Annotated in this window: 28 protein-coding genes; 18 read left to right on the plus strand and 10 right to left on the minus strand. The window is 68.6% G+C overall.

All coding sequences use genetic code 11. The annotated features are described in order from the left end of the window. Positions 1-60 precede the first annotated feature (60 nt). Entirely contained in the window at positions 61-534 is a 474-nt protein-coding gene (locus tag FHR20_RS11655) for an Lrp/AsnC family transcriptional regulator (RefSeq protein WP_167299805.1), read from the plus strand. Positions 535-795: 261 nt separating this feature from the next. On the opposite strand, the gene FHR20_RS23030 is transcribed toward FHR20_RS11655, so the two are convergent. After that, positions 796-1,614: a cold-shock protein gene (locus FHR20_RS23030; RefSeq protein WP_167299806.1), complete on the minus strand. Its 819-nt coding sequence runs from the start codon at positions 1,612-1,614 to the stop codon at positions 796-798. A gap of 210 nt (positions 1,615-1,824) precedes the next feature. Between FHR20_RS23030 and FHR20_RS11665 the strand changes: the two genes are divergently transcribed. The 8 genes from FHR20_RS11665 (at position 1,825) to FHR20_RS11700 (ending at position 8,281) form a co-directional block, all read left to right on the plus strand. Then, positions 1,825-2,661: a TerC family protein gene (locus tag FHR20_RS11665; protein ID WP_167299807.1), complete on the plus strand. Its 837-nt coding sequence runs from the start codon at positions 1,825-1,827 to the stop codon at positions 2,659-2,661. Positions 2,662-2,670: 9 nt separating this feature from the next. Beyond that, positions 2,671-3,291, plus strand: coding sequence for a ribonuclease D (locus tag FHR20_RS11670; protein ID WP_167299808.1), 621 nt, complete (start codon positions 2,671-2,673; stop codon positions 3,289-3,291). Continuing rightward, complete coding sequence (gene lptC / locus FHR20_RS11675) at positions 3,292-3,936, plus strand: LPS export ABC transporter periplasmic protein LptC (protein ID WP_167299809.1); 645 nt, start codon at positions 3,292-3,294, stop codon at positions 3,934-3,936. A gap of 2 nt (positions 3,937-3,938) precedes the next feature. Continuing rightward, on the plus strand, positions 3,939-4,553 hold the full coding sequence (locus tag FHR20_RS11680; protein ID WP_167299810.1) for an LptA/OstA family protein: 615 nt from the start codon (positions 3,939-3,941) through the stop codon (positions 4,551-4,553). A 125-nt stretch (positions 4,554-4,678) separates the two neighbouring features. Then, the gene (gene lptB, locus FHR20_RS11685; protein ID WP_167299811.1) at positions 4,679-5,455 is read left to right on the plus strand and encodes an LPS export ABC transporter ATP-binding protein; all 777 of its coding nucleotides are present in this window, start codon (positions 4,679-4,681) and stop codon (positions 5,453-5,455) included. 28 nt (positions 5,456-5,483) lie between these two features. After that, entirely contained in the window at positions 5,484-7,022 is a 1,539-nt protein-coding gene (gene rpoN, locus FHR20_RS11690; RefSeq protein WP_167299812.1) for an RNA polymerase factor sigma-54, read from the plus strand. After that, positions 7,019-7,858, plus strand: coding sequence for an endonuclease/exonuclease/phosphatase family protein (locus FHR20_RS11695; RefSeq protein ID WP_243857295.1), 840 nt, complete (start codon positions 7,019-7,021; stop codon positions 7,856-7,858). The genes rpoN and FHR20_RS11695 overlap by 4 nt, the downstream gene beginning before the upstream one ends. Positions 7,859-7,894: 36 nt before the next feature. Further along, the gene (locus tag FHR20_RS11700) at positions 7,895-8,281 is read left to right on the plus strand and encodes a hypothetical protein (RefSeq protein ID WP_167299813.1); all 387 of its coding nucleotides are present in this window, start codon (positions 7,895-7,897) and stop codon (positions 8,279-8,281) included. Positions 8,282-8,448: 167 nt separating this feature from the next. Here the strand turns inward: FHR20_RS11700 and FHR20_RS11705 are convergent, their stop codons facing one another. Next, positions 8,449-9,447 (minus strand): ligase-associated DNA damage response exonuclease, encoded by a 999-nt coding sequence (locus FHR20_RS11705; protein ID WP_167299814.1) that lies wholly within the window; start codon positions 9,445-9,447, stop codon positions 8,449-8,451. Between the two features lie 142 nt (positions 9,448-9,589). On the opposite strand from FHR20_RS11705, the gene FHR20_RS11710 reads away from it, so the two are divergent. The 4 genes from FHR20_RS11710 (at position 9,590) to FHR20_RS11725 (ending at position 15,125) form a co-directional block, all read left to right on the plus strand. Further along, positions 9,590-10,063 carry a hypothetical protein gene (locus FHR20_RS11710; protein WP_167299815.1) on the plus strand — a complete coding sequence of 158 codons (474 nt, stop codon included), beginning with the start codon at positions 9,590-9,592 and terminating at the stop codon, positions 10,061-10,063. A gap of 10 nt (positions 10,064-10,073) precedes the next feature. Next, on the plus strand, positions 10,074-12,488 hold the full coding sequence (locus tag FHR20_RS11715; RefSeq protein WP_167299816.1) for a ligase-associated DNA damage response DEXH box helicase: 2,415 nt from the start codon (positions 10,074-10,076) through the stop codon (positions 12,486-12,488). 114 nt (positions 12,489-12,602) lie between these two features. After that, positions 12,603-13,631 (plus strand): retroviral-like aspartic protease family protein, encoded by a 1,029-nt coding sequence (locus FHR20_RS11720; RefSeq protein ID WP_243857296.1) that lies wholly within the window; start codon positions 12,603-12,605, stop codon positions 13,629-13,631. A 60-nt stretch (positions 13,632-13,691) separates the two neighbouring features. Then, a complete protein-coding gene (locus FHR20_RS11725) occupies positions 13,692-15,125 on the plus strand; it encodes a mannitol dehydrogenase family protein (protein ID WP_167299817.1) in 1,434 nt (477 codons plus the stop codon). Here the strand turns inward: FHR20_RS11725 and FHR20_RS11730 are convergent. The 3 genes from FHR20_RS11730 to FHR20_RS11740 all read right to left on the minus strand — a co-directional run bounded on the left by FHR20_RS11730 (position 15,122) and on the right by FHR20_RS11740 (position 19,142). Further along, on the minus strand, positions 15,122-16,243 hold the full coding sequence (locus FHR20_RS11730; RefSeq protein ID WP_167299818.1) for an ATP phosphoribosyltransferase regulatory subunit: 1,122 nt from the start codon (positions 16,241-16,243) through the stop codon (positions 15,122-15,124). The two genes, FHR20_RS11725 and FHR20_RS11730, sit on opposite strands and share 4 nt — an antisense overlap. A 59-nt stretch (positions 16,244-16,302) precedes the next feature. Then, a complete protein-coding gene (gene serA, locus FHR20_RS11735) occupies positions 16,303-17,880 on the minus strand; it encodes a phosphoglycerate dehydrogenase (protein ID WP_167299819.1) in 1,578 nt (525 codons plus the stop codon). 101 nt (positions 17,881-17,981) lie between these two features. After that, entirely contained in the window at positions 17,982-19,142 is a 1,161-nt protein-coding gene (locus FHR20_RS11740; RefSeq protein WP_167299820.1) for a phosphoserine transaminase, read from the minus strand. Positions 19,143-19,300: 158 nt separating this feature from the next. On the opposite strand from FHR20_RS11740, the gene FHR20_RS11745 reads away from it, so the two are divergent. Both FHR20_RS11745 and FHR20_RS11750 read left to right on the plus strand, forming a co-directional pair. Then, on the plus strand, positions 19,301-19,975 hold the full coding sequence (locus FHR20_RS11745) for an extensin-like domain-containing protein (RefSeq protein WP_167299821.1): 675 nt from the start codon (positions 19,301-19,303) through the stop codon (positions 19,973-19,975). A 36-nt stretch (positions 19,976-20,011) separates the two neighbouring features. After that, complete coding sequence (locus FHR20_RS11750) at positions 20,012-20,920, plus strand: LOG family protein (RefSeq protein WP_167299822.1); 909 nt, start codon at positions 20,012-20,014, stop codon at positions 20,918-20,920. Positions 20,921-20,933: 13 nt separating this feature from the next. Here the strand turns inward: FHR20_RS11750 and yfiB are convergent, their stop codons facing one another. The 5 genes from yfiB to FHR20_RS11775 all read right to left on the minus strand — a co-directional run bounded on the left by yfiB (position 20,934) and on the right by FHR20_RS11775 (position 24,530). After that, on the minus strand, positions 20,934-21,425 hold the full coding sequence (gene yfiB, locus FHR20_RS11755; RefSeq protein ID WP_167299823.1) for an outer membrane lipoprotein YfiB: 492 nt from the start codon (positions 21,423-21,425) through the stop codon (positions 20,934-20,936). Next, positions 21,422-22,651 (minus strand): diguanylate cyclase DgcN/YfiN, encoded by a 1,230-nt coding sequence (gene dgcN / locus FHR20_RS11760; RefSeq protein ID WP_167299824.1) that lies wholly within the window; start codon positions 22,649-22,651, stop codon positions 21,422-21,424. Before dgcN ends, yfiB begins: the two co-directional genes overlap by 4 nt. Further along, positions 22,651-23,178 (minus strand): regulatory sequestration protein YfiR, encoded by a 528-nt coding sequence (gene yfiR, locus FHR20_RS11765; protein ID WP_167299825.1) that lies wholly within the window; start codon positions 23,176-23,178, stop codon positions 22,651-22,653. The genes dgcN and yfiR overlap by 1 nt, the downstream gene beginning before the upstream one ends. A 159-nt stretch (positions 23,179-23,337) precedes the next feature. Beyond that, positions 23,338-23,733 carry a nuclear transport factor 2 family protein gene (locus tag FHR20_RS11770; protein ID WP_167299826.1) on the minus strand — a complete coding sequence of 132 codons (396 nt, stop codon included), beginning with the start codon at positions 23,731-23,733 and terminating at the stop codon, positions 23,338-23,340. Between the two features lie 134 nt (positions 23,734-23,867). Then, a complete protein-coding gene (locus tag FHR20_RS11775; RefSeq protein WP_167299827.1) occupies positions 23,868-24,530 on the minus strand; it encodes a c-type cytochrome in 663 nt (220 codons plus the stop codon). 102 nt (positions 24,531-24,632) lie between these two features. Between FHR20_RS11775 and FHR20_RS11780 the strand changes: the two genes are divergently transcribed. From FHR20_RS11780 to FHR20_RS11790, 3 genes are all read left to right on the plus strand, one after another. Further along, the gene (locus FHR20_RS11780) at positions 24,633-25,535 is read left to right on the plus strand and encodes a prephenate dehydratase (RefSeq protein WP_167299828.1); all 903 of its coding nucleotides are present in this window, start codon (positions 24,633-24,635) and stop codon (positions 25,533-25,535) included. An 82-nt stretch (positions 25,536-25,617) separates the two neighbouring features. Then, a complete protein-coding gene (locus FHR20_RS11785; RefSeq protein ID WP_287398132.1) occupies positions 25,618-25,896 on the plus strand; it encodes a helix-turn-helix transcriptional regulator in 279 nt (92 codons plus the stop codon). Between the two features lie 14 nt (positions 25,897-25,910). Continuing rightward, on the plus strand, positions 25,911-26,417 hold the full coding sequence (locus tag FHR20_RS11790; protein ID WP_167299829.1) for a hypothetical protein: 507 nt from the start codon (positions 25,911-25,913) through the stop codon (positions 26,415-26,417). The last annotated feature ends 6 nt before the right edge of the window (positions 26,418-26,423 follow it).

The raw sequence follows: 26,423 nt of genomic DNA on the forward strand, positions 1-26,423 counted from the left end.
CGCGGGCGCGTGGCGCGCAATTTCGGCTGCGCGCTTGCCAGAATCTGGCATAGTCGCCGGATGACCAACGACGCCATCGACCTGCGCATTCTCGCGCTGCTGCAGCAGGACGCGCTGATGACCGCCGACCTGCTGGCCGAGCGGCTGCCGCTCTCGCCCAGCGCGATCGCCCGGCGAATCCGCCGGATGCGCGCGGACGGCACGATCGCGGCCGATGTGGCCATCGTCTCGGAGGAAGTGGGGCCGTTCCTGTCGGCACTGGTCCATGTCCAGTTCGACCGGCACTCGCTCGACGCGCTCCAGGCCTTTCAGCGCCGGGTCCTCGCCAGCCCGCACGTCCAGCTGATGCTCGAAGTGACCGGCAATTTCGATCTCGTCCTGCTCGTCTCGGCGCGCGACATGGATTCGTTCAACATGCTGGTCGATTCGCTGCTCGGCGGCGATCCGGTGGTGCGACGCTACGAGACGAGCTTCGTGAAGCGCCGGCGCAAGTTCACGCCGGCGCTACCGCTCCACGAACTGCTGGAGGGATAAGCCGATTCGCGATTCGCTTCGCGAAGGCGCGGAGATTGGTTCGCGCTGAGGACGCTCAGGCTGTCCCGCACTGCGCCGAGGGCGCTCTAGCCATCGTCATTGCCGATGCCGACACGGTGCATGCGCTTCCCGCACCTGCTCCCCTGCGTTCCCGGCGCCCGTTGCGCGGACAAATTCTCCTTCTTCTCCGCGCAAATCAGAAAGCAAAAGGGCCGGACGTTTCCGCCCGGCCCCTTCGATCTGCTGGCCCGAAGGCGCGCCTCAGCTCGACGGCGTGAGGTTCACCGCGGCATATTTGCCGCGACGATCGACTTCGAGTTCGAACTCGAGTCGGTCGCCTTCATTGAGCGTCGGCATGCCCGCACGCTCGACGGCCGAGATGTGCACGAACGCGTCCGGCTGGCCGTCATCGCGCTGGATGAAGCCGAAGCCCTTCATCGCGTTGAAGAACTTGACCGTGCCGGTCGCCTTCTCGCCCGTCAGCTGGCGCTGCGGGCCACCGCGCTCGCCGCCGCCAAAGCCGCCACGATCGCCGCGATCCTCGCGGGGTGCGCGCTCTTCGACCGGCATCGGCTCGCCATCGATCTTCAGCTCGGTGGCCGAGATGCGGCCGCCGCGATCGACGAGCGTGAAGCCGAGCGGCTGGCCTTCGGCCAGGCCGGTGAGGCCCGCCTGCTCGACCGCCGAGATGTGCACGAAGACGTCTTCGCCGCCATCGTCACGGACGATGAAGCCGAAGCCCTTCTGGCCGTTGAAGAACTTAACGACGCCGGTGCCTTCGCCGATGACCTGCGGGGGCATGCGGTTGCCGCCGCCGAAGCCGCCGCCACCACCACCACCGAAGCCGCCACCGCCGCCGCCGCCGCGGAAACCACCGCCGCCACCGCCGCCGAAGCCGCCACCGCCGCCGCGATAGCCACCGCCACCGCCGCCGCCGAATCGGTCACCGCCGCCGAAACCGCCACGATCCTCGAAACCGCCGCCGAAGCCGCCGCCACCAAAATCATCGCCGCCGAAGCCATCACGCTTGTCGCGGCCACGTCCGCCGCGATCCCCACGGCGCCCTCTATCGAAACTCATGCCCTGTTCGTCTTCCCGGTTCGCCCATAAATCAAATCAAAAGCCAAGCGCCGGACGAAAAACGCAGGTCTTCCAGCGCAAAATCTTGCGCCATGGAATCGGCATAGCCCAAAATCGGACAGCGAGCGAACGAAATTCGACTTGATCGGGGCGAACAATCGTTAACCGCGGCGCTTGCGCCACAATCGGGGGCACGGCAGAGGTAGGCGCATGGACGCGATCGCCGAATTGCTCGCCAGTCCGGCCGCCTGGGCCGCACTCCTCACGCTCATCGTGATGGAGGTGGTGCTCGGTATCGACAACCTCATCTTCATCTCGATTCTCTCGAACAAGCTGCCCGAGGCGCAGCGCCGGCGCGCGCGCCGAGTCGGCATCAGCCTGGCGCTGGCGATGCGGCTCGCGCTCCTGACCGCGATCAGCTGGATCATCAGCCTGAAGACCACGGTGTTCAGCCTCGGCATCCAGGGGCCGCCCGATGCCAACGGCATTCCCACCTTCGAGACCGATTTCTCGTGGAAGGACCTGATCCTGCTGGCCGGCGGCCTGTTCCTGATGTGGAAGGCGACGACCGAGATCCACCATTCGGTCGATGCCGACGCGCCGGGCGAGGGCGACCAGCTGCTCGACAAGAAGAAGGTCGCCTCGATCACCTTCACGGCCGCGATCGTCCAGATCCTGCTGCTAGACGTCGTCTTCTCGGTCGATTCGATCCTGACCGCCGTCGGCATGACCGAGCATGTGCTGATCATGTACGTCGCGGTGATCGTGGCCGTGGCCGTGATGCTGGCCGCCGCCGATCCGCTCGCCAATTTCATCAATCGCAACCCCAGCGTCGTCATGCTCGCCCTGGGCTTCCTGCTGATGATCGGCATGGTGCTGATCGGCGAGGCGTTCGGCGCCCATATCCCCAAGGGCTATATCTATACCGCCATGGCCTTTTCGGCCGCCGTCGAGGGGCTCAACATCTGGGCGCGGACCGCGCGCGCGCGCAAGCGGGCGGCCGCGTCGGAAGCGCCGGCCATTGAGCCCGGCGGCGATCGGGTCTAGGCGGCGGCCATGACTGTGCATTTTCATGAAGAAGACATTCCCGAGGACCTGTTCGCACCGGGCGCCTCGATCGCCGTCGACACGGAGACGATGGGGCTGATCACGCCGCGCGACCGGCTGTGCGTCGTCCAGCTCTCCGACGGTTCGGGCGACGAGCATCTCGTCCGCTTCGGCTCGCGCTCGGCCTATGATTCGCCGAACCTGCGCATGCTGCTCGCCGATCCGGAGCGGCTGAAGCTCTATCATTACGCGCGCTTCGACCTCGCGGCGATCCGCTTCTATCTGGGCGTCATCGCCGGCCCGGTCTATTGCACCAAGACCGCCTCGCGCCTGGTCCGCACCTATACCGATCGCCACGGCCTCAAGGACCTGGCCCGCGAGCTGGTCGGCGTCGAGATCTCGAAGCAGCAGCAATCCTCCGATTGGGGCGGCCCCGAACTTTCCGAGGCGCAGCGGGAATACGCGGCGTCCGACGTGCGTTACCTGCACGCCATGAAGGAAGAACTCGACAAGCGCCTCGAGCGCGAAGGCCGCACCGACCTCGCCCAGGCATGTTTCGACTTCCTGCCCTGGCGCGCGGAGCTCGACCTGGCCGGCTGGCCCGAAACCGACATCTTCGCGCACATCTAGATGTCGGAAGTCGCCACCCGCCTCCAGTCGCAGAAGCGCAGCTGGGCGCATCCCGGCAGCGCGCACGATCGGCTGATCCGGCTCTCGCTGATCTTCCTGCCGGTGGGCATCGGCGTGCTCTCGGCCTTTCTCGTGCTCGCGCCGCTCCTCACCAAGGGCGATGTCAGCTTCGTGCTCGACAAGAACAAGGTCGACATGGCCACCGAGCGGCTCCGCCTCGAATCGGCGGTGTATCGCGGCGAGGACAGCAAGGGGCAGCCCTTCCAGCTCAACGCGGGCTCGGCGATCCAGAAGAGCTCGGCCGAGCCGATCGTGCAGCTGCGCGACCTCGCCGCCGAGATCCGGCTGCCCGAGGGGCCGGCCACGCTCAAGGCGGATCGCGGCCATTACGATCTCAACAAGGAACAGGTCTCGGTCGACGGCCCGGTCAAGTTCCAGACCGCCGACGGCTATGTCCTCGACACCGAGAATGCGACCGTCGACCTCAAGACCCGCAAGATGGAAAGCGGCGGCGCCGTGACCGGCAAGACGCCCACGGGCGTGTTCAGCGCGAACAAGATGACCGCCGACTTGGAAAACCGCACCATCTCCCTAGATGGCAATGCACGCTTGCGGATCGTCCCCAAGCGCGCGAATAGGCGCTAGACATGATCCGTGCGACCGCCCTGCTTCCGATCGGCTTCTCGCTGGCGCTCGCCGTGTCCGCTGCCCCCGCGGCCGCGCAGCAGCGCCACGACAGCAACGCGCCGATCGACTTCAATGCCCAGCACATGGAGCTGCAGGACAAGGCCAATCGCGTGCTGTTCAGCGGCAGCGTGCAGATCCGGCAGGCCGAGATGATGCTCGAGGCGGCACGCGTCACCGTCGCCTATACCGGCCAGATCACCGACGGCTCGCCCGAAGTCTCGCGGCTCGACGCGGCCGGCGGCGTCACCGTCACTCGGCCCGATCAGCGCGCGACCGGCCAGTTCGCGGTGTACGACGTCAACAAACGGATCATCACCATGGTCGGCGGCGTCACGCTCAAGCAGGGGGCCAACACCGTCTCGGGCGGCCGCCTGGTGATCAACCTCGACACCGGCCGCGCGACGATCGACGGTTCGGGCGTAGGCGGCTCGACCGCCGTGCCGGGCACGCCCGGGGTGCAGAGCCGCGGTGGCCGCGTAACCGGCCGCTTCTCGGTGCCCAAGCGCGCGGCCGCGCCGGCAGCCACGCCGACGCCGGCCCCAGCGCCCGCGGCAACGCCGGCTCCGAAACCGTAATCGCCCTTTTTCCACGGCACGCCGCGCGGCCCCTTCCCTTCCCGGCCCAGTTCATGCAGGAATCCTGCCAAACTGCCGGGGAATAACCCGCCAGTAACGCGAGCCCGTCCATGCAGGGACCGAGTATGACCGAAGTCGCCACTCTCGAAACCCCCGTCGCGGACCCAGCGCCGCTGCCCGACAAGGGGCTCGCGGTCGTCTCGATCGCCAAGTCCTACGACAAGCGCGTGGTGCTGACCGACGTATCGGTTTCGGTCGGCCGCGGCGAAGTGGTCGGCCTGCTCGGGCCCAATGGCGCGGGCAAGACCACCTGCTTCTATTCGGTGATGGGGCTGGTGAAGCCCGACAGCGGCCGCATCATGCTGGACGGCGAGGACATCACGCGCCTGCCCATGTATCGCCGTGCGATCCTGGGCCTGGGCTATCTTCCCCAGGAGACTTCGATCTTCCGCGGACTGACGGTGGAGGGCAACATCCTCGCCGTGCTCGAGCTGTCCGAGCCCGACAAGGACGCGCGCAAGCGCCGGCTCGACGAGCTGCTCGACGAATTCGGCCTCACGCGCCTGCGCGCCGCGCCGGCCATGGCGCTGTCGGGCGGCGAGCGCCGCCGCGCCGAGATCGCCCGCGCCCTGGCGGCGGACCCGACGATCATCCTGCTCGACGAGCCGTTCGCCGGCATCGACCCGATCTCGATCTCCGACATCCGCGACCTGATCATCCAGCTCAAGCAGCGCGGCATCGGCGTGCTGATCACCGATCACAATGTCCGCGAGACGCTCGACATCGTCGATCGCGGCTACATCATCTATGACGGCCGCGTGCTGTTCGCCGGGGCGCCCGCCGATCTCGTCAAGGACGAGAATGTCCGCCGCCTCTATCTCGGCGAGAGCTTCGAGCTGTGACCTGGCCTTCGGTCCCGGCCCGCTCCCCATGAGCCTCGCGCCCCGCCTCGATCTGCGCCAGTCGCAATCGCTGGTGATGACGCCGCAGCTCCAGCAGGCGATCAAGCTGCTGGCGCTCTCCAATCTCGAGATCGAGACCTTCATCGCCGAGGAGCTGGAGAAGAACCCGCTGCTCGAGAATGGCGGCACCGGCGGCGACGAGGAGCGCGGCGCGTCCGAACCGGCCGACGCCCCGGAGCCCGATTTCGAGTTCGAGGAGCGCGACGGCCCGGCGGACGCCAGCGAGCTGATCGCCGGCGGCGGCGAGGCTGCGGGCGAAGCCGCGCTCGACGTGGATTTCGCCGCCGAGACCTTCCACCACGACAGCGGCAGCGACACGATCGGCGCGGGCGGCGGGCTCGACGGCAGCCTGGGCCTGACCGGTGCCGGCAGCGGCGCCGCGCCCGAGGACGGGCCGGATTTCGACAATCTCGGCAGCGCCGACCTCAGCCTCGCCGATCACCTGACGGCACAGGCCGGCGCCAGCGTGGCCGGGCACGACCTGTTCATCGCCGCGCACCTGATCGATCAGATCGACGAGGCGGGCTATCTCACCGCGGCGCTGCTCGACATCGCCAACCGGCTGAACGTGCCGCTCGCCCGGGTGGAAGCGGTGCTCGCGACGATCCAGACCTTCGATCCCACCGGCGTGGGCGCGCGCAACCTTGCCGAGTGCCTCGCGCTGCAGGCGAAGGAGGCCGATCGCTACGATCCCTGCATGGCGCGGCTGATCGACAATCTCGATCTGGTCGCACGCGGCGACCTCGCGCGGCTCAGGCGCATCTGCGCCGTCGACGACGAGGACCTGGCGGACATGATCCGCGAGCTGCGGGGCTATGATCCCAAGCCCGGCTGCCGCTATGGCGGGGAGCCGACGCTCGCCGTGACGCCGGACATCTTCGTCGCCCGCCGCGGCGCCGGCTGGGCCGTGGAAATCAACGCCGCCACGCTGCCCAGGCTGCTCGTCAACCGCGCTTATTATGCCGAAGTCTCGGCGGGCCCGCAGGACAGGACCAGCAAGGCCTGGCTTTCGGACATGCTGGCCAGCGCCAACTGGCTGGTAAAGGCGCTCGACCAGCGCCAGCGCACGATCATCAAGGTCGCCAGCGAGATCGTGAAGCAGCAGGAAGCCTTCTTCCTGAAGGGCGTCGCGCATCTGAAGCCGATGACGCTGCGCCAGGTCGCCGAGGCGATCGAGATGCACGAATCGACCGTCAGCCGCGTCACTTCGAACAAATATCTCAGCTGCGCGCGCGGGCTGTTCGAGCTCAAATATTTCTTCACCTCGGCGATCCAGTCGGCGGACGGCGGCGACGCGGTCTCGGCCGAGGCGGTTAAGAACGCGATCCGCACGCTGATCCAGGCCGAGGACCCCCGCAAGATCCTGTCGGACGACACGCTGGTAGAGCTGCTCAACGCCAAGGGCTTCGACATCGCTCGGCGCACCGTCGCCAAATATCGCGAGGCGATGGGGATCGGCAGCTCGGTCCAGCGCCGCCGGCAAAAGGCGCTGGAGGGCGTGGGTTGATCCGTTTTCTCGCATTGCTGCTGGCCCTGCTCGCCCCGGCGATGGCGCAGGCCCGGGACGGCCTCGTGGTGATGAGCTTCAACGTGCGCCTGCCCTCGCCTTCGGACGGGGCGAATATCTGGGAGAATCGCCGCGATCTCTTCGTCGAGACGATCGCCGCCGCCGATCCCGACGTGATCGGCACGCAGGAGCTGTTCCGGATCCAGGGCGATTATCTCGTCGCCAAGCTGCCGCAGTACAGCTGGTTCGGGATCGACCGGCGCGGCGGCCATGCCGACGAGCATATGGGCGTCTTCTATCGCCGCGACCGGCTCAAGCTGATCGAGCAGGGCGATTTCTGGCTGTCGGACACGCCGGAGCAGGTCGCCAGCATCAGCTGGGGCAATCTCTATCCGCGCATGGTTACCTGGGGCCTGTTCGAGACGCGCTCGGGCAAGCGCTTCTACCTGCTCAACACCCATTTCCCCTATCGGGCGGAAGATGCCTCCGCACGGGAGAAATGCGCCGCGCTGCTCCGCAAGCGCATCGCCGCCCTGCCCCGGGGCGTGCCCGTGGTGCTGACCGGCGATTTCAATACCGGCCCCGATTCGGCGCCGCATGCCCTGCTGGGCGAGATGCTGGCCGATGCCCGGGACGCCGTGGCGAAGCCGCTGGGCCCGGAGGCGACCTTTCACGGCTTCAAGGGCGTGCCCGACCATCGGATCGACTGGATCCTGACGCGCGGCTTCAAGGCGCGCGGCTATCGGACGATCGATGCCCATCGCGGCGCGCTCTATCCGTCGGATCATTTTCCCGTGGTCGCGACGCTCGCCTGGCCGGGCGTCGAACGTCCTTAGGATTTTGGTAGGCCAGTGCGGGCTATCGCCGTTTCCATGTCTGCCGATTTCACTATCGACGTCGACCCCGCGCGCGATCTCGTCCGCATCCGAATGGGTGGCTTCTTCACTTCCGCGGACATCGACGCCTTTCTCGCGGAACGCGCCAGGGCGCATGCCCAGCTCACCTGCGGCCCCAACCGGCACCTGACGCTCAACGACCTGCGCGACATGAAGATCCAGGCGCAGGAAAGCGTCGAGATGTTCCGCGCGATGCTCGCCGATCCCGCCCATCGCTCGCGCCGGCTCGCCTTCGTGATCGGCCGGACGCTGGCGCGCACCCAGCTCCAGCGCGCGCTCGACCGGCGGATCGCGCGCTGCTTCGACGATCCCTGGGCGGCCGAGGCGTGGCTGTTCGCCGGCTCGGACCGCGCCGCCGCCTGAGCGGCCTGCGACACAGGATTTCGCCTGCCGTGCGCGCGCCCGCGCAAGCATGGTGCGCGATCGCCGGTGCCCCGCTGGCGCGACTCGCATGACCTTTCGCGGCGATTGCCCCGAGGAACGGACAAGGGAGCCAGTTTTCCGCCGCGATTCGGCCTCACGCGGCAGGATCAATCATCCTCATCCTCGAACCCGGCGAGATCGAGCGCGCGCGCCTTGATCTGGTGTAGGCGGCACCAGTGGACGAGCGCGTCCTCGCGGCCATGGGTCACCCACACTTCGCGCGGTTCCAGTTCCGCGATGGTGCGGGTCAGCTCGTCCCAGTCGGCATGGTCGGAGAGGATCAGCGGCAGCTCGACGTTGCGCTGCCGGGCGCGCTGGCGGATGCGCATCCAGCCCGATGCCATTGCAGTGATCGGATCGGGCAGGCGGCGCGACCAGCGATCGTTGAGCGCGCCCGGCGGGCACAGGACGACCCGCCCCCGCAGCTCGGCCTTCGGCACCCCGGTGGCGGGGCGCAGCTCGCCCAGGTCGATGCCCTGCTCGACATAGAGATCGCAGAGCCGCTGGAGCGCGCCGTGGAGATAGACCGGATCCTCGAACCCCATCACCCGCAGCTCGCGGATCACGCGCTGCGCCTTGCCCAGCGCATAGGCGCCGACCAGCACGCAGCGGTCCGGATTGGCGCGCAGGGCCGCGAGCAGCTTGTCGAGCTCGTCATGCGTCTCGGGATGGCGGAACACGGGCAGGCCGAACGTGGCCTCGGTGACGAACACGTCGCAGGGCACCGGCTCGAAGGGCGCGCAGGTCGGATCCTCGCGGCGCTTATAGTCGCCCGAGACGACGATCCGTTCGCCGCGATGCTCGAGCACGATCTGGGCGGAGCCGAGGACATGGCCGGCGGGCACGAAGCGGATGTCGATGCCGTGCAGCGTGATCCGCTCGCCATAATCCACGGGCCGGCCGTTCTGCGGCCCGTAGCGCGCTTCCATGATCGCCAGCGTCTGCGGCGTCGCCCACACCGCGCCATGGCCACCCCGGGCATGATCGGCATGGCCGTGGGTGACGAGGGCGCGGCGGACCGGCTGGGACGGGTCGATCCAGATATCGGCCGCGGGCAGATAGATGCCGGTGGGCCTAGGATCGATCCAGTCGCCGAGCTTCGCCATGAAGGCGATATGCCTGGACGGGCCACGCGGTTCCAGCTGGATCGAATCGCTCACCGCCTTAGTTGGGTGCGTGATGAGCGCGGCGACCTTGACTGGCTTTGCGCCGAGGATACTCTTGCAACCCACTGCATAGGGAAACATCGTGAAGTTTTTGATCGCCGCCTTGATGACCTGTGCATTCGCTTCGCCAGCGCTGGCACAGGCGCTCACGGCGGATCGATTTGAGGGGAATGATTGGTGGCTTGTTCAACCCGGCGGCGCCGATAGCTGGAACGTAATTTCCAACGGGCAGCCGAGGCGATCGGGCGACAGCGCGGTTCTCTGGCTTGTCGCGTTGTTTTCAAAACCCCAAGCCAACGGCGCAACTGGCGTTGCATTGAGTTTAATAGTCCGGTGCACGACGAGGACAACGTCGAGGATGGAACCGTTCACCCTGGACGCTAATGGCGATCTAAAACACAATAGCACGATAGCCAGCATGTCCGGGCCAATGTCTATCACGTCCCCATTGTATCGCTTCGCATGTACCGACGACCGAACCCTGTTTACGCATTTTGAGCAGCGTGACCGGCGTGCGGTGATAGCGGAACTGCTGGCCAGAAATCCTGACAAGTGACTCCTTGCGCGTGTCTGCACGCGACCTTCCCGATCCTCTCATAAGCTGGTTCGCTGCGCGCGGCTGGGCGCCGCGTCGGCACCAGCTGGAGATGCTCGCCGCCGGCCGCCGGGGCGAGCATGCGCTGCTCGTCGCGCCTACCGGCGCGGGCAAGACGCTGGCGGGCTTCCTTCCCAGCCTGGCCGAGCTGATCGAAGCGCCGGTCGATGGGCTGCACACGCTCTACATCTCGCCCCTGAAAGCGCTGGCGGTGGACGTGCAGCGCAACCTGCTCACGCCGATCGAGGAGATGAGCCTACCCATCCGGGTAGAGACGCGCACGGGCGACACGCCCTGGGATCGCAAGGTCCGCCAGCGCGCCCGGCCGCCCCAGATCCTGCTCACCACGCCCGAATCGCTCAGCCTGCTGCTTTCCTATGAGGACAGCCTGACGATGTTCTCCGGGCTGAAGACGATAGTCATCGACGAGGTCCATGCCTTTGCCACCGGCAAGCGCGGCGACCTCCTCGCCCTCGCCCTTGCCCGGCTCCAGCGCTTCGCCCCGGAGCTGCGCCGCGTCGCGCTCTCGGCAACCGTCGCGGATCCGGACGGCTATCGCGCCTGGCTCGCCCCGCATGGCGATATCGGCGGCGTCACGCTGGTCGAGGGCGAGAAGGGCGCCGAGCCGAACATCGCCATCCTCCTCCCCGAGGATAAGGTTCCCTGGGCGGGCCATTCGGGTGTCTATGCGATCCCGCAGGTGATGGCCGAGATCGAGACGCACCGGACGACCATCGTCTTCTGCAACACCCGGGGCCTTGCCGAGCTGGTCTTCCAGCAACTGTGGAAGGTGAACGAGCTGAAGCTGCCGATCGGCGTCCACCATGGCAGCCTCAGCCTCGAGGCGCGGCGGCGGGCCGAGCAGGCGATGGCCGACGGCAAGCTGCGCGCCCTGGTCGCCACCGCCAGCCTCGACCTGGGCGTCGACTGGGGCGATGTCGACTGCGTGATCCAGATGGGCGCCCCCAAGGGATCCTCGCGCCTGCTCCAGCGCATCGGCCGCGCCAATCACCGGCTGGACGAGCCGAGCGAAGCGGTGCTCGTCCCCGGCAACCGCTTCGAGTATCTGGAGGCCCGCGCGGCGCTGGACGCCGTCGAACAGGGCGCGCTCGACCCCGACGTCTTCCGCCCCGGCGCGCTCGACGTGCTGGCGCAGCACGTCATGGCCTGTGCCTGCGCGGCACCGTTCGATGCGCGTGAATTGCTGCAGGAGATCCGTGCAGCATTGCCCTATTCCGCCCTGCCCGACGAGACGTTCGGCAAGATACTGGGCTTCATCGCCGATGGCGGCTATGCGCTGCGCGCCTATGACAAGTTCAAGCGGCTGACACTCGGCAGGGACGGCCTCTGGCGCGTCACCACCCCGGCCTTTGTTGCGCAGCACCGGCTCAACGCCGGGATCATCGTCGAGGCGCCGATGCTCGAGGTGCGCTTCCGCAACGGCCGCCGCCTCGGCAAGGTCGAGGAGAATTTCGCCGCCGCCCTCTCTCCGGGCGACACGTTCTTCTTCGCCGGCCTGGCGCTGGAAGTCGAGCGAGTCGACACCACCGACCTGGTCGTCCGCGCCACTTCGAAGACCGCGCGCATCCCCTCGTACATGGGCGCCCGCCTCGCCATCACCGCGAACCTTGCCGATCGCGTCCGCCGCTTCCTCCACGATCGGGACCAGTGGCCGCGCTTTCCCGTCGACGTCCGCGAATGGCTGGAGATGCAGGCGCGCCGCTCCGCGATCCCGGCGCCCGGCCAGCTGCTCGTCGAGACCTTTCCGCATGAGGGCCGGCACCACATGGTGATCTACAGCTTCGAGGGCTGGAACGCGCACCAGTCGCTCGGCATGCTGGTCACGCGGCGGATGGAGGCGCTGGGGCTGAAGCCGCTGGGCTTCGTCGCCAACGACTATGCGCTCGCGGTCTACGGCCTGGAGCGGATCGAGGACCCGCGCGCCCTTTTCTCGCCGGACATTCTCGAGCACGAGTTCGTCGAATGGGTGCAGGGTTCCGCGCTGCTCAAGCGCGCCTTTCGCGAAGTGGCGATCATCGGCGGGCTGGTCGAGCGCCAGCATCCCGGCAAGAAGAAGACCGGCCGCCAGGTCACCTTCTCGACCGACCTGATCTACGACGTGCTGCGCAGATATGAGCCCGACCATCTGCTGCTGCGCGCCGCCTGGGCCGATGCGCGTGCCCGCATGACCGATGTCGGCCGCCTCGGCCATCTCCTCGATACCGCCGCCGACACGATGCTGCACATCGACCTGCCCCGCGTCTCGCCCCTGGCCGTGCCGGTGCTCATCATGATCGGCCGCGAGAACGTCGCCCAGGGCGTCACCGAGGACGCGCTGCTGATGGAGGCGGAGGACATCGCGGCAGAGGCGATGCGCCTCGACTAGAGTCGTCTTCGGCAGGGCGGCACCGGCCGCTCCCGATTCGGCGAAGCCGAGAACGACGCCAGACACAATGCGGACAGATTGCTGCGCAGCATGCGAAGGTGTATCTTCGTATCCATGAACAGGCTCGCCGCGCTTCTCCTGCTCCCGCTGGCCGCAACCGCCGGAGCGCATGACCGCCAGAATCCCCGCGAGGGCACGCCGCCCCCGCCCCAGGATCCCGCGCTGACCATGCCCACGCCCGAGAATGTCGAGGCGACGCTCCTGGCGCTGGGAGAGATCGACAAGCGGCTCACCGTTCCCGTCGCGGTGGGCAATAGCGGGCCCTACAACTTCATCATCGACACCGGGGCCGAGCGCACCGTCGTGTCGCGCGAGCTCGCCGGATCGCTGCGGCTGGGGGCCTCGGCGCCGGTGGTCATCACCTCGATGACCGGGCGCGACCGGGTCAACACCGTCGTCGTGCCCGGTCTCTCGATCAAGTCGATCGGCGAGCAGCATACGATCATCGCCCCCGCGCTCGAGGCTCGCAACCTCGGCGCGCTCGGCCTGCTCGGCATCGATACGCTGCGCAACCATCAGGTGACGATCGACTTCGAGAAGGGCATCATGGCCGTGCGCCCGAGCGTCAAGCGCAAGACCTTCGCGAAGCGCGATCCCGACGAGATCGTGGTCACCGCCAAGAACGTGTTCGGCCAGTTGATCGTGACCGACGCCTATTACGACAATACCCGGATCCAGGTGGTGCTCGACACCGGCAGCCAGGTGACGATGGGCAACAACGCGCTGCGCAAGCGCGTCGGCCGCGACGCGCCCAAGGCCCAGCCGATCACGCTCACCAGCGTCATCGGCAACCGCACCACCGCCGACTATACCGAAGTGCCCAACATCACCGTGGGCAAGGTGCGCTTCGGAGCCATGCCCGTGGCCTTCGCCGAGGTGGCGCCCTTCGAGCGCTTCGGCCTCACCCGGCGCCCGGCGCTGCTGCTGGGCATGGACGCGCTGCGCAGCTTCCGCCGCGTCGACATCGACTTTCCCAACCGCCAGGTCCGCTTCCTGATGCCGGTGGACCGCAGCCCCAAGGAACGCACCACCGGCTCGATGATTCCCGGCGTGAGCGGCAGCTCGCCCCTCACGCGCTATTGACGCCGCGCCGCTGACTCGGGCCCATTGACTTTGGCGGTGCGGGCGGGTTGGTCGCGCCGCATGACCAGCCTCTCGCGCGCCGCGCTCGCCTCGCTTCCCCCCGCTATCGCCCGGCCGGGGCACGACCCCGCCGCGATCCGGACCGGCGTGGTCCATTTCGGCCCCGGCGCCTTCCACCGCGCGCACCAGGCGGACGTGTTCGACCGAGTGCTCGACACCGATCCGCGCTGGGGCATCGCCGCGGTCTCGCTGCGCAGCGCGGGCACCGTCGACGCGCTCAAGATGCAGGACGGGCTCTACACGCTGGCGGTGATCGATCGCGAGCCGGGCACGCGCATCATCGCCGCGCATTCGGATGCGATCGGCCCGGGCGAAGGCGCGCGGCTGCGCACCCTGCTCGCCGATCCCGCAGTGCGGCTCGCCACCAGCACGGTGACGGAGAAGGGCTATTGCCTGGCCGCCGACGGCAGCCTCGACTTCGCCCATCCCGACATCGTCCACGACCGTGCTCGCCCCGCCGAGCCGGCGAGCGTGATCGGCTGGATCGTGTCGGGCCTCGCCGATCGCCGCGCGGCGGGCGCGCCGCCCTTCGCGATGCTCTGCTGCGACAACATGACCGGCAATGGCGCGAAGCTGCGCGCGGCCTGTGTCGCACTGGCCCGCGAATGGGATGCCGGGCTGGCCGACTGGATGGCGGGCGAAGTCGCCTTTCCCGATTCGATGGTCGATTCGATCACTCCGGCGAGCGACGCCGCCTTCCTCGCCAGGATCGCGGCCGAACTCGGTGTCGACGACCGGGCGGCGGTGCAGCGCGAGCGCTTCACCCAATGGGTGCTGCAGCGTTTCGACCTGGCCGACGGGCCGGACCTTGCCGCCGCGGGCGTGACGCTGACCAATGACGTACGCGGTTATGAGCAGGCCAAGCTGCGCATCCTCAACGGCGCGCATTCGAGCCTGGCCTATATCGGCCTGGCGCTCGGGCACGAGACCGTGTTCGAGGCCGTGCGCGATCCCGCGCTGGGCGGCTTTGCCAGCCGGCTGATGCACGAGGACATTGCGGGCGCGCTGAAGCCGGTCGAGGGGCTCGACGTGCCGGACTATGCCGATGCGGTACTGGCCCGCTTCCGCAACCCGGCGATCCGCCATTTGCTCAGCCAGATCGCCTGGGACGGTTCGCAGAAGCTGCCCTATCGGTTGCTCGACACGGTCCGCGACCGGCTGGCGGCAGGACATGACGTGGCGCGGCTGGGGGTGCCGGTGGCGGCGTGGATCGCCTTTCTGCGCCGCAAGGCCCAGGCGGGCGAGACGATCACCGATCCGCTGGCGGAAATGCTCGCCGGCGCCGCTTCGGGCGCCGACCCGGCGGCCGCGGTGCTGGCGCTTCGCCAGGTGTTCCCGGCACAGCTTGCCGAGGATGCACGCTTCCGCGATGCGGTGACGGCAGCGGTCGCGGCGTTCCTGGACGGGCGGGCGGCGGAGCTGCTCGCGCGCTAGTTCGCCGCGAGCCCGGCCTGGATCGTCTGCGGCGCCCCGTCGCGCAGGACATGGGTGCAGAGTTGGGCCTCGGGCGTGTCGTCCGCTTCGAGCGCGGCAACCGTCACCCAGCCCTCTTCGCGCAGCTTGGCGCCGATGCCGGCGGGCGTGCCGAAGGGAAGGAACAGCCGGCGTCGCGCACCCGCGCCGATGCCGGCGTCGAGAATGGGATCGGCATAGAGCGAGAAGCCCACGGCCGCTTCCTCCCGGCCATTGCCGTGCAGGATGGTGTAGGTGCCGCCCCGGCCGATCTCGCCGCGCACGCCCTTTGCGAACAGCGAGAAGCCGAGCCAGCTTTGATATTCGAAGCCGTGGCGTTCCGTGGGATCGAGGGTGAGCGCAGCCTGGCCCCGGATGCTCGCGGCGATCTCGACAAGGCCGTCGAGCCGGGTGGCGAGCGCCTTGCCCGCATCGCTCGCGCGCAGGCGCTCGATCGCGGCATCGAAGGGCCCGGCGGCTTCGATCAGGGGCAGGTACCGCGGCGCGATCGCTGCGACGCCGGCGGCGTCCTTGGCGTCGAGCCGGTCGCGCAGGGTTGCGAGCTGGGCAGGGGTGAGGCTGTCGCCCGCCAGGCAATCGACCAGATCGGGCAGCGTGAAATCGAGCGCGATGCCCTCGACGCCGGTCGCCCGGAGCGCTTCGATCGCGACGCGCACCACTTCGGTGGCGGCGGCAACGGTGTCGAGGCCGATCAGTTCGGCGCCGATCTGCCGGGTCGCGCGCAGCGGGTCGAGCTCCGAGGCGGCAAGCTTCATCACCGGGCCGGCATAGGAAAGGCGCACCGGGCGGGGATGGTGCCCCATCCGCGTCGCGGCGATGCGGCCGATCTGGGCGGTCAGGTCGGGCCGGATCGCCAGCGTTCGCTGCGAGACCGGATCGACGAAGCGCACCGCGTCGCGCAATCCGCCCGCGGCCTTGAGGCGCGCGCTCAGCTCGTCGGCGAACTCGGCGAGCGGCGGATCGACCTGTTCGTACCCATAGCCGCGGGCAACGCCGAGCACATGGGATTCGAGCCGCGTCGCCGCATCCGCCGCGGGGGGGAGGCGATCGTGAAAGCCTTCGGGTAACAGTCCGCTCATCCCGCTCCCCTAGACCAAAGCGCCATCCCGGCGAAAGCCGGGATGGCGCACCGTGCGCGTCAGAACGTCAGCGCCATCGCCGTCTTCACGCCGGGAAGCGCCCGGACCGTGGCCAGGAGCGCCTCGCCCACCACATCGTCGACCGAGAGCAGCAGCACCGCCTCGCCGCCCGCTTCCCGGCGGCCCAGATGGAAGGTGCCGATATTGACTCCCGCCGCGCCCAGCGTGGTGCCGAGCCGGCCGATAAAGCCCGGCGCGTCCTCGTTGACGATGTAGAGCATGTTGCCGGCCAGATCGGCCTCGACCTTGATGCCGAACAGCTCGACCAGGCGCGGCGCGGCATTGCCGAACAGCGTGCCCGCTACCGAGCGATCGCCCTGCGCCGTGCCCACGGTGACGCGGACCAGCGTGTGATAATCGCCCTCACGGTCGTGCCGCACCTCGCGCACGTCGAGCCCGCGCTCCTTGGCCAGGAACGGCGCATTGACCATGTTCACCGTATCCGAATGGACACGCATCAGGCCGGCGAGCACGGCGCCGACGATCGGCTTCTGGTTGAGCTCGGCCGCCGCGCCTTCGCTCTCGATCGCGATGTTGCGCAGCTCGCCATGCGCAAGCTGGCCGACCAGCGAGCCGAGCTTCTCGGCCAGCGCCATATAGGGCTTGAGGCGCGGCGCCTCCTCGGCCGAGAGGCTGGGCATGTTGAGCGCGTTGGTAACTCCGCCCGAGACGAGGAAATCGGCCATCTGCTCGGCGACCTGGATCGCCACGTTCACCTGCGCCTCGGTGGTCGAGGCGCCGAGATGCGGCGTCGAGACGAAGTTGGGCGTGCCGAACAGCGGATGCTCCTTGGCCGGCTCCACCTGGAACACGTCGAGCGCCGCACCGGCGACATGGCCGCTCTCCAGCCCCTGCTTCAGCGCCGCCTCGTCGATCAGGCCGCCGCGCGCGCAATTGATGATGCGCACGCCGCGCTTGGTCTTGGCGAGATTCTCGGCCGAGAGGATGCCGCGCGTCTGATCGGTCAGCGGCGTGTGCAGCGTGATGAAGTCGGCGCGAAGCAGCAGGTCGTCGAGGCCCACCTTCTCCACGCCCATCTCGATCGCGCGGTCGGGCGTGAGGAAGGGATCGAAGGCGACGACCTTCATCTTCAGGCCCTGGGCGCGGTCGGCGACGATCGAGCCGATATTGCCCGCACCGATCAGGCCGAGCGTCTTGCCGGTGAGTTCGACCCCCATGAAGCGGTTCTTCTCCCACTTGCCGGCCTGGGTGGAGGCATCGGCCTCGGGCAGCTGGCGGGCGAGCGCGAACATCAGCGCGATGGCATGTTCGGCGGTGGTGATCGAATTGCCGAAGGGCGTGTTCATCACCACCACGCCGCGCGCCGAAGCGGCGGGGATGTCGACATTGTCGACGCCGATGCCGGCGCGGCCGACGACCTTGAGGTTGGCGGCGGCATCCAGGATCTCCGCGGTCACCTTGGTCGAGCTGCGGATGGCGAGGCCGTCATACTGGCCGATGATGGCCTTGAGCTCCTCGGGGGTCTTGCCGGTGATTTCGTCGACTTCGACGCCGCGCTCGCGGAAGATTTGCGCGGCCTTGGGGTCCATCTTGTCGCTGATCAGGACTTTGGGCATTTCGGTTCTCCACCCCCGTCATCCCCGCACAGGCGGGGATCCGGGGTTATTGCGTGATTCGCTGGTGACTCTGGATCCCCGCCTTCGCGGGGGGATGGCGCCTAGGCGCTGCGTGCCTCGGCATAGGCCCAGTCGAGCCAGGGCCCGAGCGCGACGATGTCGGCAGTGTCGACGGTGGCGCCGCACCAGATGCGCAGGCCCGGCGGGGCGTCGCGATAGCCGGCGACGTCGTACGCCGCGCCTTCCTTCTCGAGCAGGCCGGCGAACTTCTTGATGAAGTCGGCATCGGCGCCCTCGACGGTGAGGCACACGCTGGTCTTCGAGCGGATGCCGGGCTCGGCCGCGAGATGGCCGAGCCAGCCCCGCTCCGCCACGATCGCGTCGAGCGCCGCGGCATTGGCGTCCGACCGGGCGATCAGCCCCTCGGCGCCGCCCAGGCCCTTGGCCCATTCGAGCGCGAAGATCGCATCCTCGACGGCGAGCATCGACGGCGTGTTGATCGTCTCGCCCTTGAACACGCCCTCGGCGAGCGCGCCCTTGGAGACGAGGCGGAACACCTTGGGCAGCGGCCAGGCCGGCGTGTGGCTCTCGAGCCGCTCGACTGCACGGGGGCCGAGGATCAGCACGCCGTGCGCACCCTCGCCGCCCAGCACCTTCTGCCAGGAGAAGGTAGCGACGTCGATCCTGTCCCAGGGCAGGTCATAGGCGAACACGGCCGAGGTGGCGTCGGCGAAGCTCAGCCCTTCGCGGTCCGCAGCGATCCATTCGCCGTCCGGCACGCGCACGCCGGAAGTGGTGCCGTTCCAGGTGAACAGCACGTCGTCCGCCCAGTTCACCGCGCCAAGGTCCGGCAACCGGCCGTAATCGGCGCGGACGATCGTCGGCTCGAGCTTCAGCTGCTTGACCGCATCGGTGACCCAACCTTCACCGAAGCTTTCCCAGGCGAGCGTGGTGACTCCGCGCGCGCCGAGCATCGTCCACATCGCCATTTCGAAGGCGCCCGTGTCCGAGCCGGGGACGATGCCGATGCGGTGCGTCTCGGGCAGGCGGAGCAACTCGCGCATCAGGTCGATGCAGTATTGCAGGCGGTTCTTGCCCAGCTTGGAGCGGTGCGAGCGGCCGAGCGACGCGGTTGCGAGCTTCTCGGGCGACCAGCCGGGAGGCTTGGCGCAGGGACCGGAGGAGAAATGGGGGCGTGCCGGCTTGGCGGCGGGCTTGGCAATGGACGCAATTCCGGCGTCGGCGGCAGTCGTATCAGTCATATAGACTCTCCTTGCAGAGAGCACGCGCGGCGTTGGGACCGCGTGGCCCGCCGACGGCCCTAGCGGCGCGCCCGCGAAAGTCAATTGCGCGAAAGGGCGGGCCCGCGAACATTTGTGGCGTTGACCATGACGCGTGCCGATGATGCTATGCGTGCATCATGCGCGTTTTTGCCCTGTTCCTGCCCCTGCTGCTTTCCGGCTGCCTGTTCGGCGGCGGCGGCGATCGGCCCGCTCCCGCACCGATTCGCGAGCGCCCCGGCGGCCCGGTCACGCTGAACGGTCCCACGCCGCGCGAGACGCAGCAATGTTTCGCCGACCTTTCGCGCGAGCAGGTGCGCTATTCCGCCCTGCCCGACCGCGACTTCGGCGGCGGCTGCATCGTCACCGGCGCGGTGCAGCTGCTCGACATCGGCGTGCCGGTGACCGGGCTCAAGTCGATGAAATGCGGGCTGGCGCGCAGCTTCACTGCCTGGGTGCGCTTCGCCGTCGCCCCGGCGGCAGGGCAGATACTGGGCAGCGACCTGGTCCGGGTCGAGACCTATGGCACCTATTCGTGCCGCGGCATCATCGGCAACGGCGCCGCATCGGCGCAGCGCATGTCCGAGCACGGGCTGGCCAACGCCGTCGATGTCTCGGGCTTCGTCCTGGCGGACGGGCGGCGCGTGACGATCGAGCGCGACTGGCGCAGCGGCGACCAGCAGGTCCGCGCCTTTCTCGAGACGATCCACGGATCGGCCTGCAAGCGCTTCGCCACGGTGCTGAGCCCCGACTATAATGCGGCGCATTACAACCATCTCCATCTCGACATGGGGCGGGGCCCGTTCTGCCGCTGATTGCAGCGCGCCCGCATTGGGCCTAAGCCGGGCGAAATGAGCGATACGAGAGTTCCGAGCCGCGTTTTCCGCCCTGCCCAGCAGGAAGTGCAGAACGCCAACACCGCCACCGGCACCCCGCAGACCGAGCACCCCGCCTACCGCCTCGCCTTCCAGGACATGGACTTCCTGCTGCGCGAGGACCTGCGGCCGGTGCGCTTCCAGCTCGAATTGCTGAAGCCGCAGCTGCTGCTCGACGAGGCGCACATCAAGTCCACCTTCGTCGTCTACGGATCGGCCCGCATCCCCGAGCCGAGCAAGGCGAGCGCATTGCTCGCGCTGGCCGAGACCGAGCAGCAGAAGAAGATCGCCGAGCGGCTGGTCGAGAAGTCGAAATATTACGAGGTCGCGCGCGCGCTTGCCCAGCTCGCCTCCAACTTCCCGCTCGACGAGGCGGGGAACCGCCACTTCGTCGTCACCTCGGGCGGCGGTCCGTCGATCATGGAAGCGGCGAACCGCGGCGCGCGCGACGTGGGGGCGGACACGATCGGCCTCAACATCCTGCTGCCCCATGAGCAGGCCCCGAACCCGTACGTCACGCCGGGCCTGTCGATGCAGTTCCACTATTTCGCGCTCAGGAAGATGCACTTCCTGCTGCACGCGCGCGCGGTGGCGGTGTTCCCCGGCGGCTTCGGCACGTTCGACGAATCGTTCGAGCTGCTGACGCTGATCCAGACCGGCAAGATCGCGCCGATCCCGGTGCTGTTCTACGGCAAGGACTTCTGGAACCGCGTCGTCGATTTCGAGGCGCTGGTCGAGGAAGGGGTGATCTCGCCCAAGGATCTCGACCTGTTCCATTTCTGCGAGACCGCGGAGGAGGGCTGGCAGATCGTCCAGGACTTCTGGAAGGGCAAGGACCACACGGTGATCGCCCGCCCGCGGCCGGGAATCGACAAGCCGGAGTGATCGCTCCGCCCGTTCAGGGCGCGCTGAGGAGGATCACCACGCGGCGATTCTCCTGCCGCCCCTCGGCGGTGCGATTGTCCTCGATCGGATAGCGGTCGCCCAGCCCCTCGGTGCGGATGTTGCCGCGATCGAAGCCCGCGCCGACGAACACGCTGGCGACGGCCCGGGCGCGCTGGCCCGACAGGATCAGGTTGTGGCGGCGCGTGCCGGTGATGTCGGCATGGCCCTCGATCGTGGCGTGGCGGATATCGACCGCCTGCAGGTTGCTCGCGATGCGCGCGATCGCCACGGCCTGCTTCTCGTCGACGCGGCTCTCGTCGGAAGCGAAGAGCAGCCGATCGGCGACGCTGAGCTCCCAACCGCGATCGGTCTGCACGAAGCCGGCGGCGCGCATCACTTCGAGCTGGGGAGCGGTCCACAGCGGCTTGGGGTGCATCGACGCCTGGCAACCGGCCAGCAACAGGGCCAACAGCGCGAACGCGGGGCGATACGCAGCGAACTTCATTTCCTGCCTTCCTTTCGATGTTGGGGCCGCCCCTGCTTGGCAGTGAGCATCTCCAGGTCCGCATGATGGACCAGGGCGGCCAGGTCCTCGCCGTCGCGCGGATAGACGGCGGCACCCAGGGTCAGTCCCACCACGACCTGTTCGCCGCCGGGAAGCGCGATCGGCGCGGCCATCTGGAGCGCAATCCCCTCGCTGGCGCGCGCCACGGCCTCGGCTCCGCTCGGCGCGGCGAGCAGGATGGCGAATTCGTCGCCGCCGAGCCGCGCCGCGACGTCGCTGGCCCGCAGGCCCTTGCGCAGCCGGCGCCCGATCGCGACCAGCACCGCGTCTCCCGCCGCATGGCCATATTCGTCGTTGATCGCCTTGAAGCCGTCGCCATCGGCATAGAGCAGCGCGAAGCTGGTGCCCTCGCGCCGGGCGCGCTCCAGCACGGCCGAAAGCTCCTGTTCCAGCAATGCCCGGTTGGGCAGCCCGGTGAGCGGGTCGTGCGTCGCCTGGTGGCTGAGCGCGGCATTCTCGTCGCGCATGCGATGATGCCATTCCTCCAGCTCGGCGAGCAGGGCGTTGAAATCGTCGCGCAGCGTATCGATCTCGCGGATGCTCGCCCTGGGCGCACGGCGATCGAAGGCGCGCCCCACGCGCACCGCATGCGCGACGGCGGCCATGGCCTGGAGCGGCACCGCGATCTCCTCCTGCAGCCGCCGCGCGAGCAGCGACGTCGCGATCGCAGTGAGAAGGAGGCAGGCCAGGCCGCCGAGCAGCCCGGCACGGATATAGCCGGCGACGATCGCGGCATCCCCCTCGACGCGGACCTCCCCGATCACCCGGCCGCCCTGCGTGACCGGCGCGGCGACCGGCCGGGGAAAGAACAGCGACTTCGCCACCCATCCGATCGACGAACCGGCGGCCGGGGTCGACTTGATACGCGCGGCAAAGGGGCGCGCGGACGGGCCGAATACCGCGATCCCGGCCACGCCCGGGCTCTCCGCCAGCGGCTCGATGGCGAGCCTGGCCGCGTCGGGATCTTCGAACACCAGCGCCGGCGCGACGCTGTAGCTCGCCGTCTGGGCGATCAGCTCGAGATTCTGCCGGGCGTAGATGCCGAGCGCCGCGAAGCCGGTGAGCATCACCGTGAGACCGGCGATCGCCACGGCGACCAGAGTGACGCGGAAATGCACCCTCGAGAGCACCTGGCGCACGCTCGGCAATTGCGTAGGACCCGCCATCAGTTTCCCCCTCCCGCCAGGGTTGCCACGCGCTGCACGCGCGGGTCGACGCGCAGGGTGCTGCGCGAGATCGCATCGATGTTGATCCGGAAGCTGAGCGACGCGGCGCTCACCGCGAGGCAGAACATCGCGCCGCCGCGGCACGCCGGATCCGATTCGGCGATCGACAATATCGCGCGGCCATGCGTCGCGCGGATCATGCCCAGGCTCTCGGCGGGCCGCATCGGCCCAAGATAGAGGAGGTCGCAGCCGGTCGGCGCCGCGCCGATGCCCAGGCGGCGCACCGTTGCCGGCCGCCCCGCCGTGCGCGCCGCCTCGCTCAGCCGGTCGGCATGGCGCGCCGCGCCGGAGACGCAGATGCGCAGCGTCGCCATCGGCTCGGGCCAGCGCGTGTAGCTCGCGATTCCGCCGACGGTACGGGCGACGGCCGAGTCCTCGGTGCCCGGCGCGAAACGCGTGTCGGACGCGGGGATCGGTGCCTCAGGAGATCCTGGAACTATCGCCGACAGGGCGAGAGCAAGCAACAAAACGACCCGATCCTTCCGGCCTTTACGGCGCAATAACCATAACGGTACCGAAAGCGTTCGCGGCAAGTCACGCGGAATCTGCGGAACGGGAGAGGGTTTTTATGAAAACCCATGCTTCGCATCCGGTTACCGCGCGTTACATCTGCCGCACCGCACCATTCAGGCAAGCGTGAGGTAGAGCTCGGCCTCGATCAGCCAGTCCTCGCCGGATCGACGCCATTTGGCAGTATAGGCGCCCGCCGCCTCGACCGCGCCGTTCCGCGACGACACGCCCTGCCAGGCCCCGTGCTCGAACGCGATCGGCGCCACCGGGGAAAGCGTGATCGCCTCCGGCGTGCGGGCATAGACCGTGCGATCCGGTGCGGCGAATTCCCGCTTCCAGGCGAGCAGCTGTGCCTTGCGGCCCGCGATCACTGCCGAATCGGTGCCCGCCACCAGCACGACGTCGGGCGCGAGGAGCGGCCCGATCGCGGCGAGATCGGCCTCCGCCAGCGCCCGGTTGAACGCGGCGCGGCGCATGCGGATGGCGAGTTCGGGCGCAAGGTGCGAAGCCATCGCCTTCCCTAGCCGGGCCGGGCCGAACGCGTCCAGCACCGGCGCCGAAGCCCCGCACGCGATCCGGCCGGGAAAGAAAAAGGCGCCGCGGAATAATCCGCGACGCCCGTGCATTCGATCCTCGTGGCGCGCGCTCAGGCGCCCTTCTTCTCCGCCGGCGCCTTGGCGGGCGCACCCGCCGCCGGGGCCGGGGCCGCTTCGTTCGAGATGTTGCCGCCCGCGGCGTGATCGTCGGTCGCATTGCCCTCGGCCGGGGCGGCGCCGGCGGCCGGAGCGGCCGGCAGCGGCAGGTTCGAGCCCTGGGCGTTGAGATAGGCGATCACATTGGCGCGCTCCTGGCCGTCCGCGATGCCTGCGAAGGTCATCTTGGTGCCCGAGGCGAACTTGCGCGGATTGGAAAGCCACGCGTCCATCTTGTCGAAGTCCCAGCTGCCGCCCACCGCCTTGAGCGCATCGGAGAAGGCGAAGCCCGCCTTGCCCTGGGCGATGCCCTCGCCCATCGTGCCGTAGAGATTCGGGCCGATGCCATTGGCGCCACCCTGGTTGATCGTGTGGCAGGCCATGCACTTCTTGAACGAGGCTTCGCCCTTGGCGGCATCGGCCTTGCCCAGGCGCACCGCGATCGGCTCGACCACCGCCGCGCCGCTATCGCCGGCTTCCTCGACGCCCTCGATCACATAACCCATATGCTCGGGGCGCTCGCCATGGAACAGCATTCCCCCAGCGATCGAAAGCCCGAGCGCGGCAATGCCGCCCGCAAGTGCCCAGCCCGCGATCGTATTGAAGCGATTGTCCATGAAATGCCCCTGCGGAAAAATTGCGTTCCTTTAAAACCGGCACCGCAACTAAAGCAAGCGGGGCTTGCGAGTGCGAGGTTCGGCGGCTAGCGCCCGGCCGTTATGGAGAATTTCGCGAGCCCGGCGAGAAAGCTCGTCGCGGAGATGACCGAGGCAGCCGCCAAGACCCCCGTGCGGGCCGTCGCCTTTCAGGGCGCGCCCGGCGCCAATTCGCACATCGCGGTGCGCGAATGCTTCCCCGACGGGCTGCCGCTCCCCTGCTTCTCGTTCGAGGACGCGATCGACGCAGTGAAGGAGGGCCGCGCCGGCTGCGCGATGATCCCGATCGAGAATTCCCTGCACGGCCGCGTCGCCGACATCCATTTCCTGCTGCCCGAATCGGGCCTGTCGATCATCGGCGAGCATTTCCTGCCGATCCGCTATGCCCTGATGGGACTTGGTCCGGTCGAGGGCGTGCGCCAGGCAATGAGCCATCCCCAGGCGCTCGGCCAGTGTCGCCACTGGCTGAAGGCCCAGGGCATCCAGCCGCTCGCCTATCCCGACACCGCCGGTGCCGCCGCGATGGTGGCGGAGGCCGGCGATCCGGCGGTCGCCGCGCTGGCCCCTCCGGGCGCGGCCGCGCTCTACGACCTGCAGACGCTGGGTGCCGACATCGCCGATGCCGAGCACAACATGACGCGCTTCGTCATCCTTGCCCGCGAGCCGCTGGCCGCCGAAGGGGCCGGGGAAGCGGGGGCCCCGTTCATGACCACCTTCGTCTTCGAGGTGAAGAACGTCCCCGCCGCGCTCTACAAGGCGCTGGGCGGCTTCGCGACCAACGGCGTCAACATGACCAAGCTGGAAAGCTACCAGCGCGGCGGCAGCTTCGCGGCGACCGAATTCTATGCCGATATCGTCGGCAGGCCCGACGAGGCGCCGGTCGCCCGCGCGCTGGAGGAGCTGAAGTTCCACACCAAGTGGATGCGCGTGCTCGGCACCTATGCCCAGGCGCGCGAACGCGCCTAGCGAACGCCGACGGCCACTGGATCGCCACCGGAACGCGTCTTGCGGCGCCATGGCGCGCGCTTGACTCATGAGATGATTTGTTGTGTATAGACAACATATCATCATCCGAGTCGCCAAATTGCCGCAGATCCACAACCGTATTGCCCTGTTCCGTGCCGAACGCGGGATGAGCCGGCGCGCGCTTGCCGAAGCCGTGGGGGTGAACCCCCAGACCATCGGCTATCTCGAGCGCGGCGATTACAGCCCCAGCCTCGAGCTCGGCATGAAGCTCGCCGCGGTGTTCGACGCGCCGGTCGAGCTGCTCTTCTCCTTCACTCCTTTCGAATCGGTCGCGTCGGCGCTGCGCCGCGCGGCCGAATGATCCCGGAGGCCGACATGTCCCGTTTCAACCAGCGCCTGTTCTCCCGGCTCGACGCCGCCGCCGACCGCACCGGCATCCCCGCGCTCGCCAGGGCCGAGGTGCGCCGGCGCCACCTGCGCTGGATACCGATCCTCGCGCTTGCCCTGGCCCTGGGCGGCTGGGCCTGGGGGCTGGCGCAGCCCGGCGGGACCTATCCGGGCTATGCCCTGATCTCAGCGGGGTTCGTGCTGGGCACCTTCCTGCCGATCTTCGGGCCGATCAAGCCCTGGGGCGGCCCCAGGCTGGTCGACGAGTTCGACCGGCAGGTGCGCCAGCGCGCCTTCCTCGCCGGCTTCGCGACGGTGAGCTTCGCGACGTTCCTCGGCATCTGGCTGATGCTCGGCCTGACGCTGCTCGACCATTGGAGCCGCGAGGTGCTGATCGCGCAGCTCGCCAACTTCACCTATATGCTGTTCGTGCTCTACCTCACCGTGCCGACCCTGCATGCGAGCTGGGCGACGCGACCGGTGGAGGAGGAGTAGGACGGG

Origin of the sequence: Sphingomonas leidyi (assembly GCF_011761945.1) — a bacterium.
GTDB classification, from domain to species: domain Bacteria; phylum Pseudomonadota; class Alphaproteobacteria; order Sphingomonadales; family Sphingomonadaceae; genus Sphingomonas; species Sphingomonas leidyi.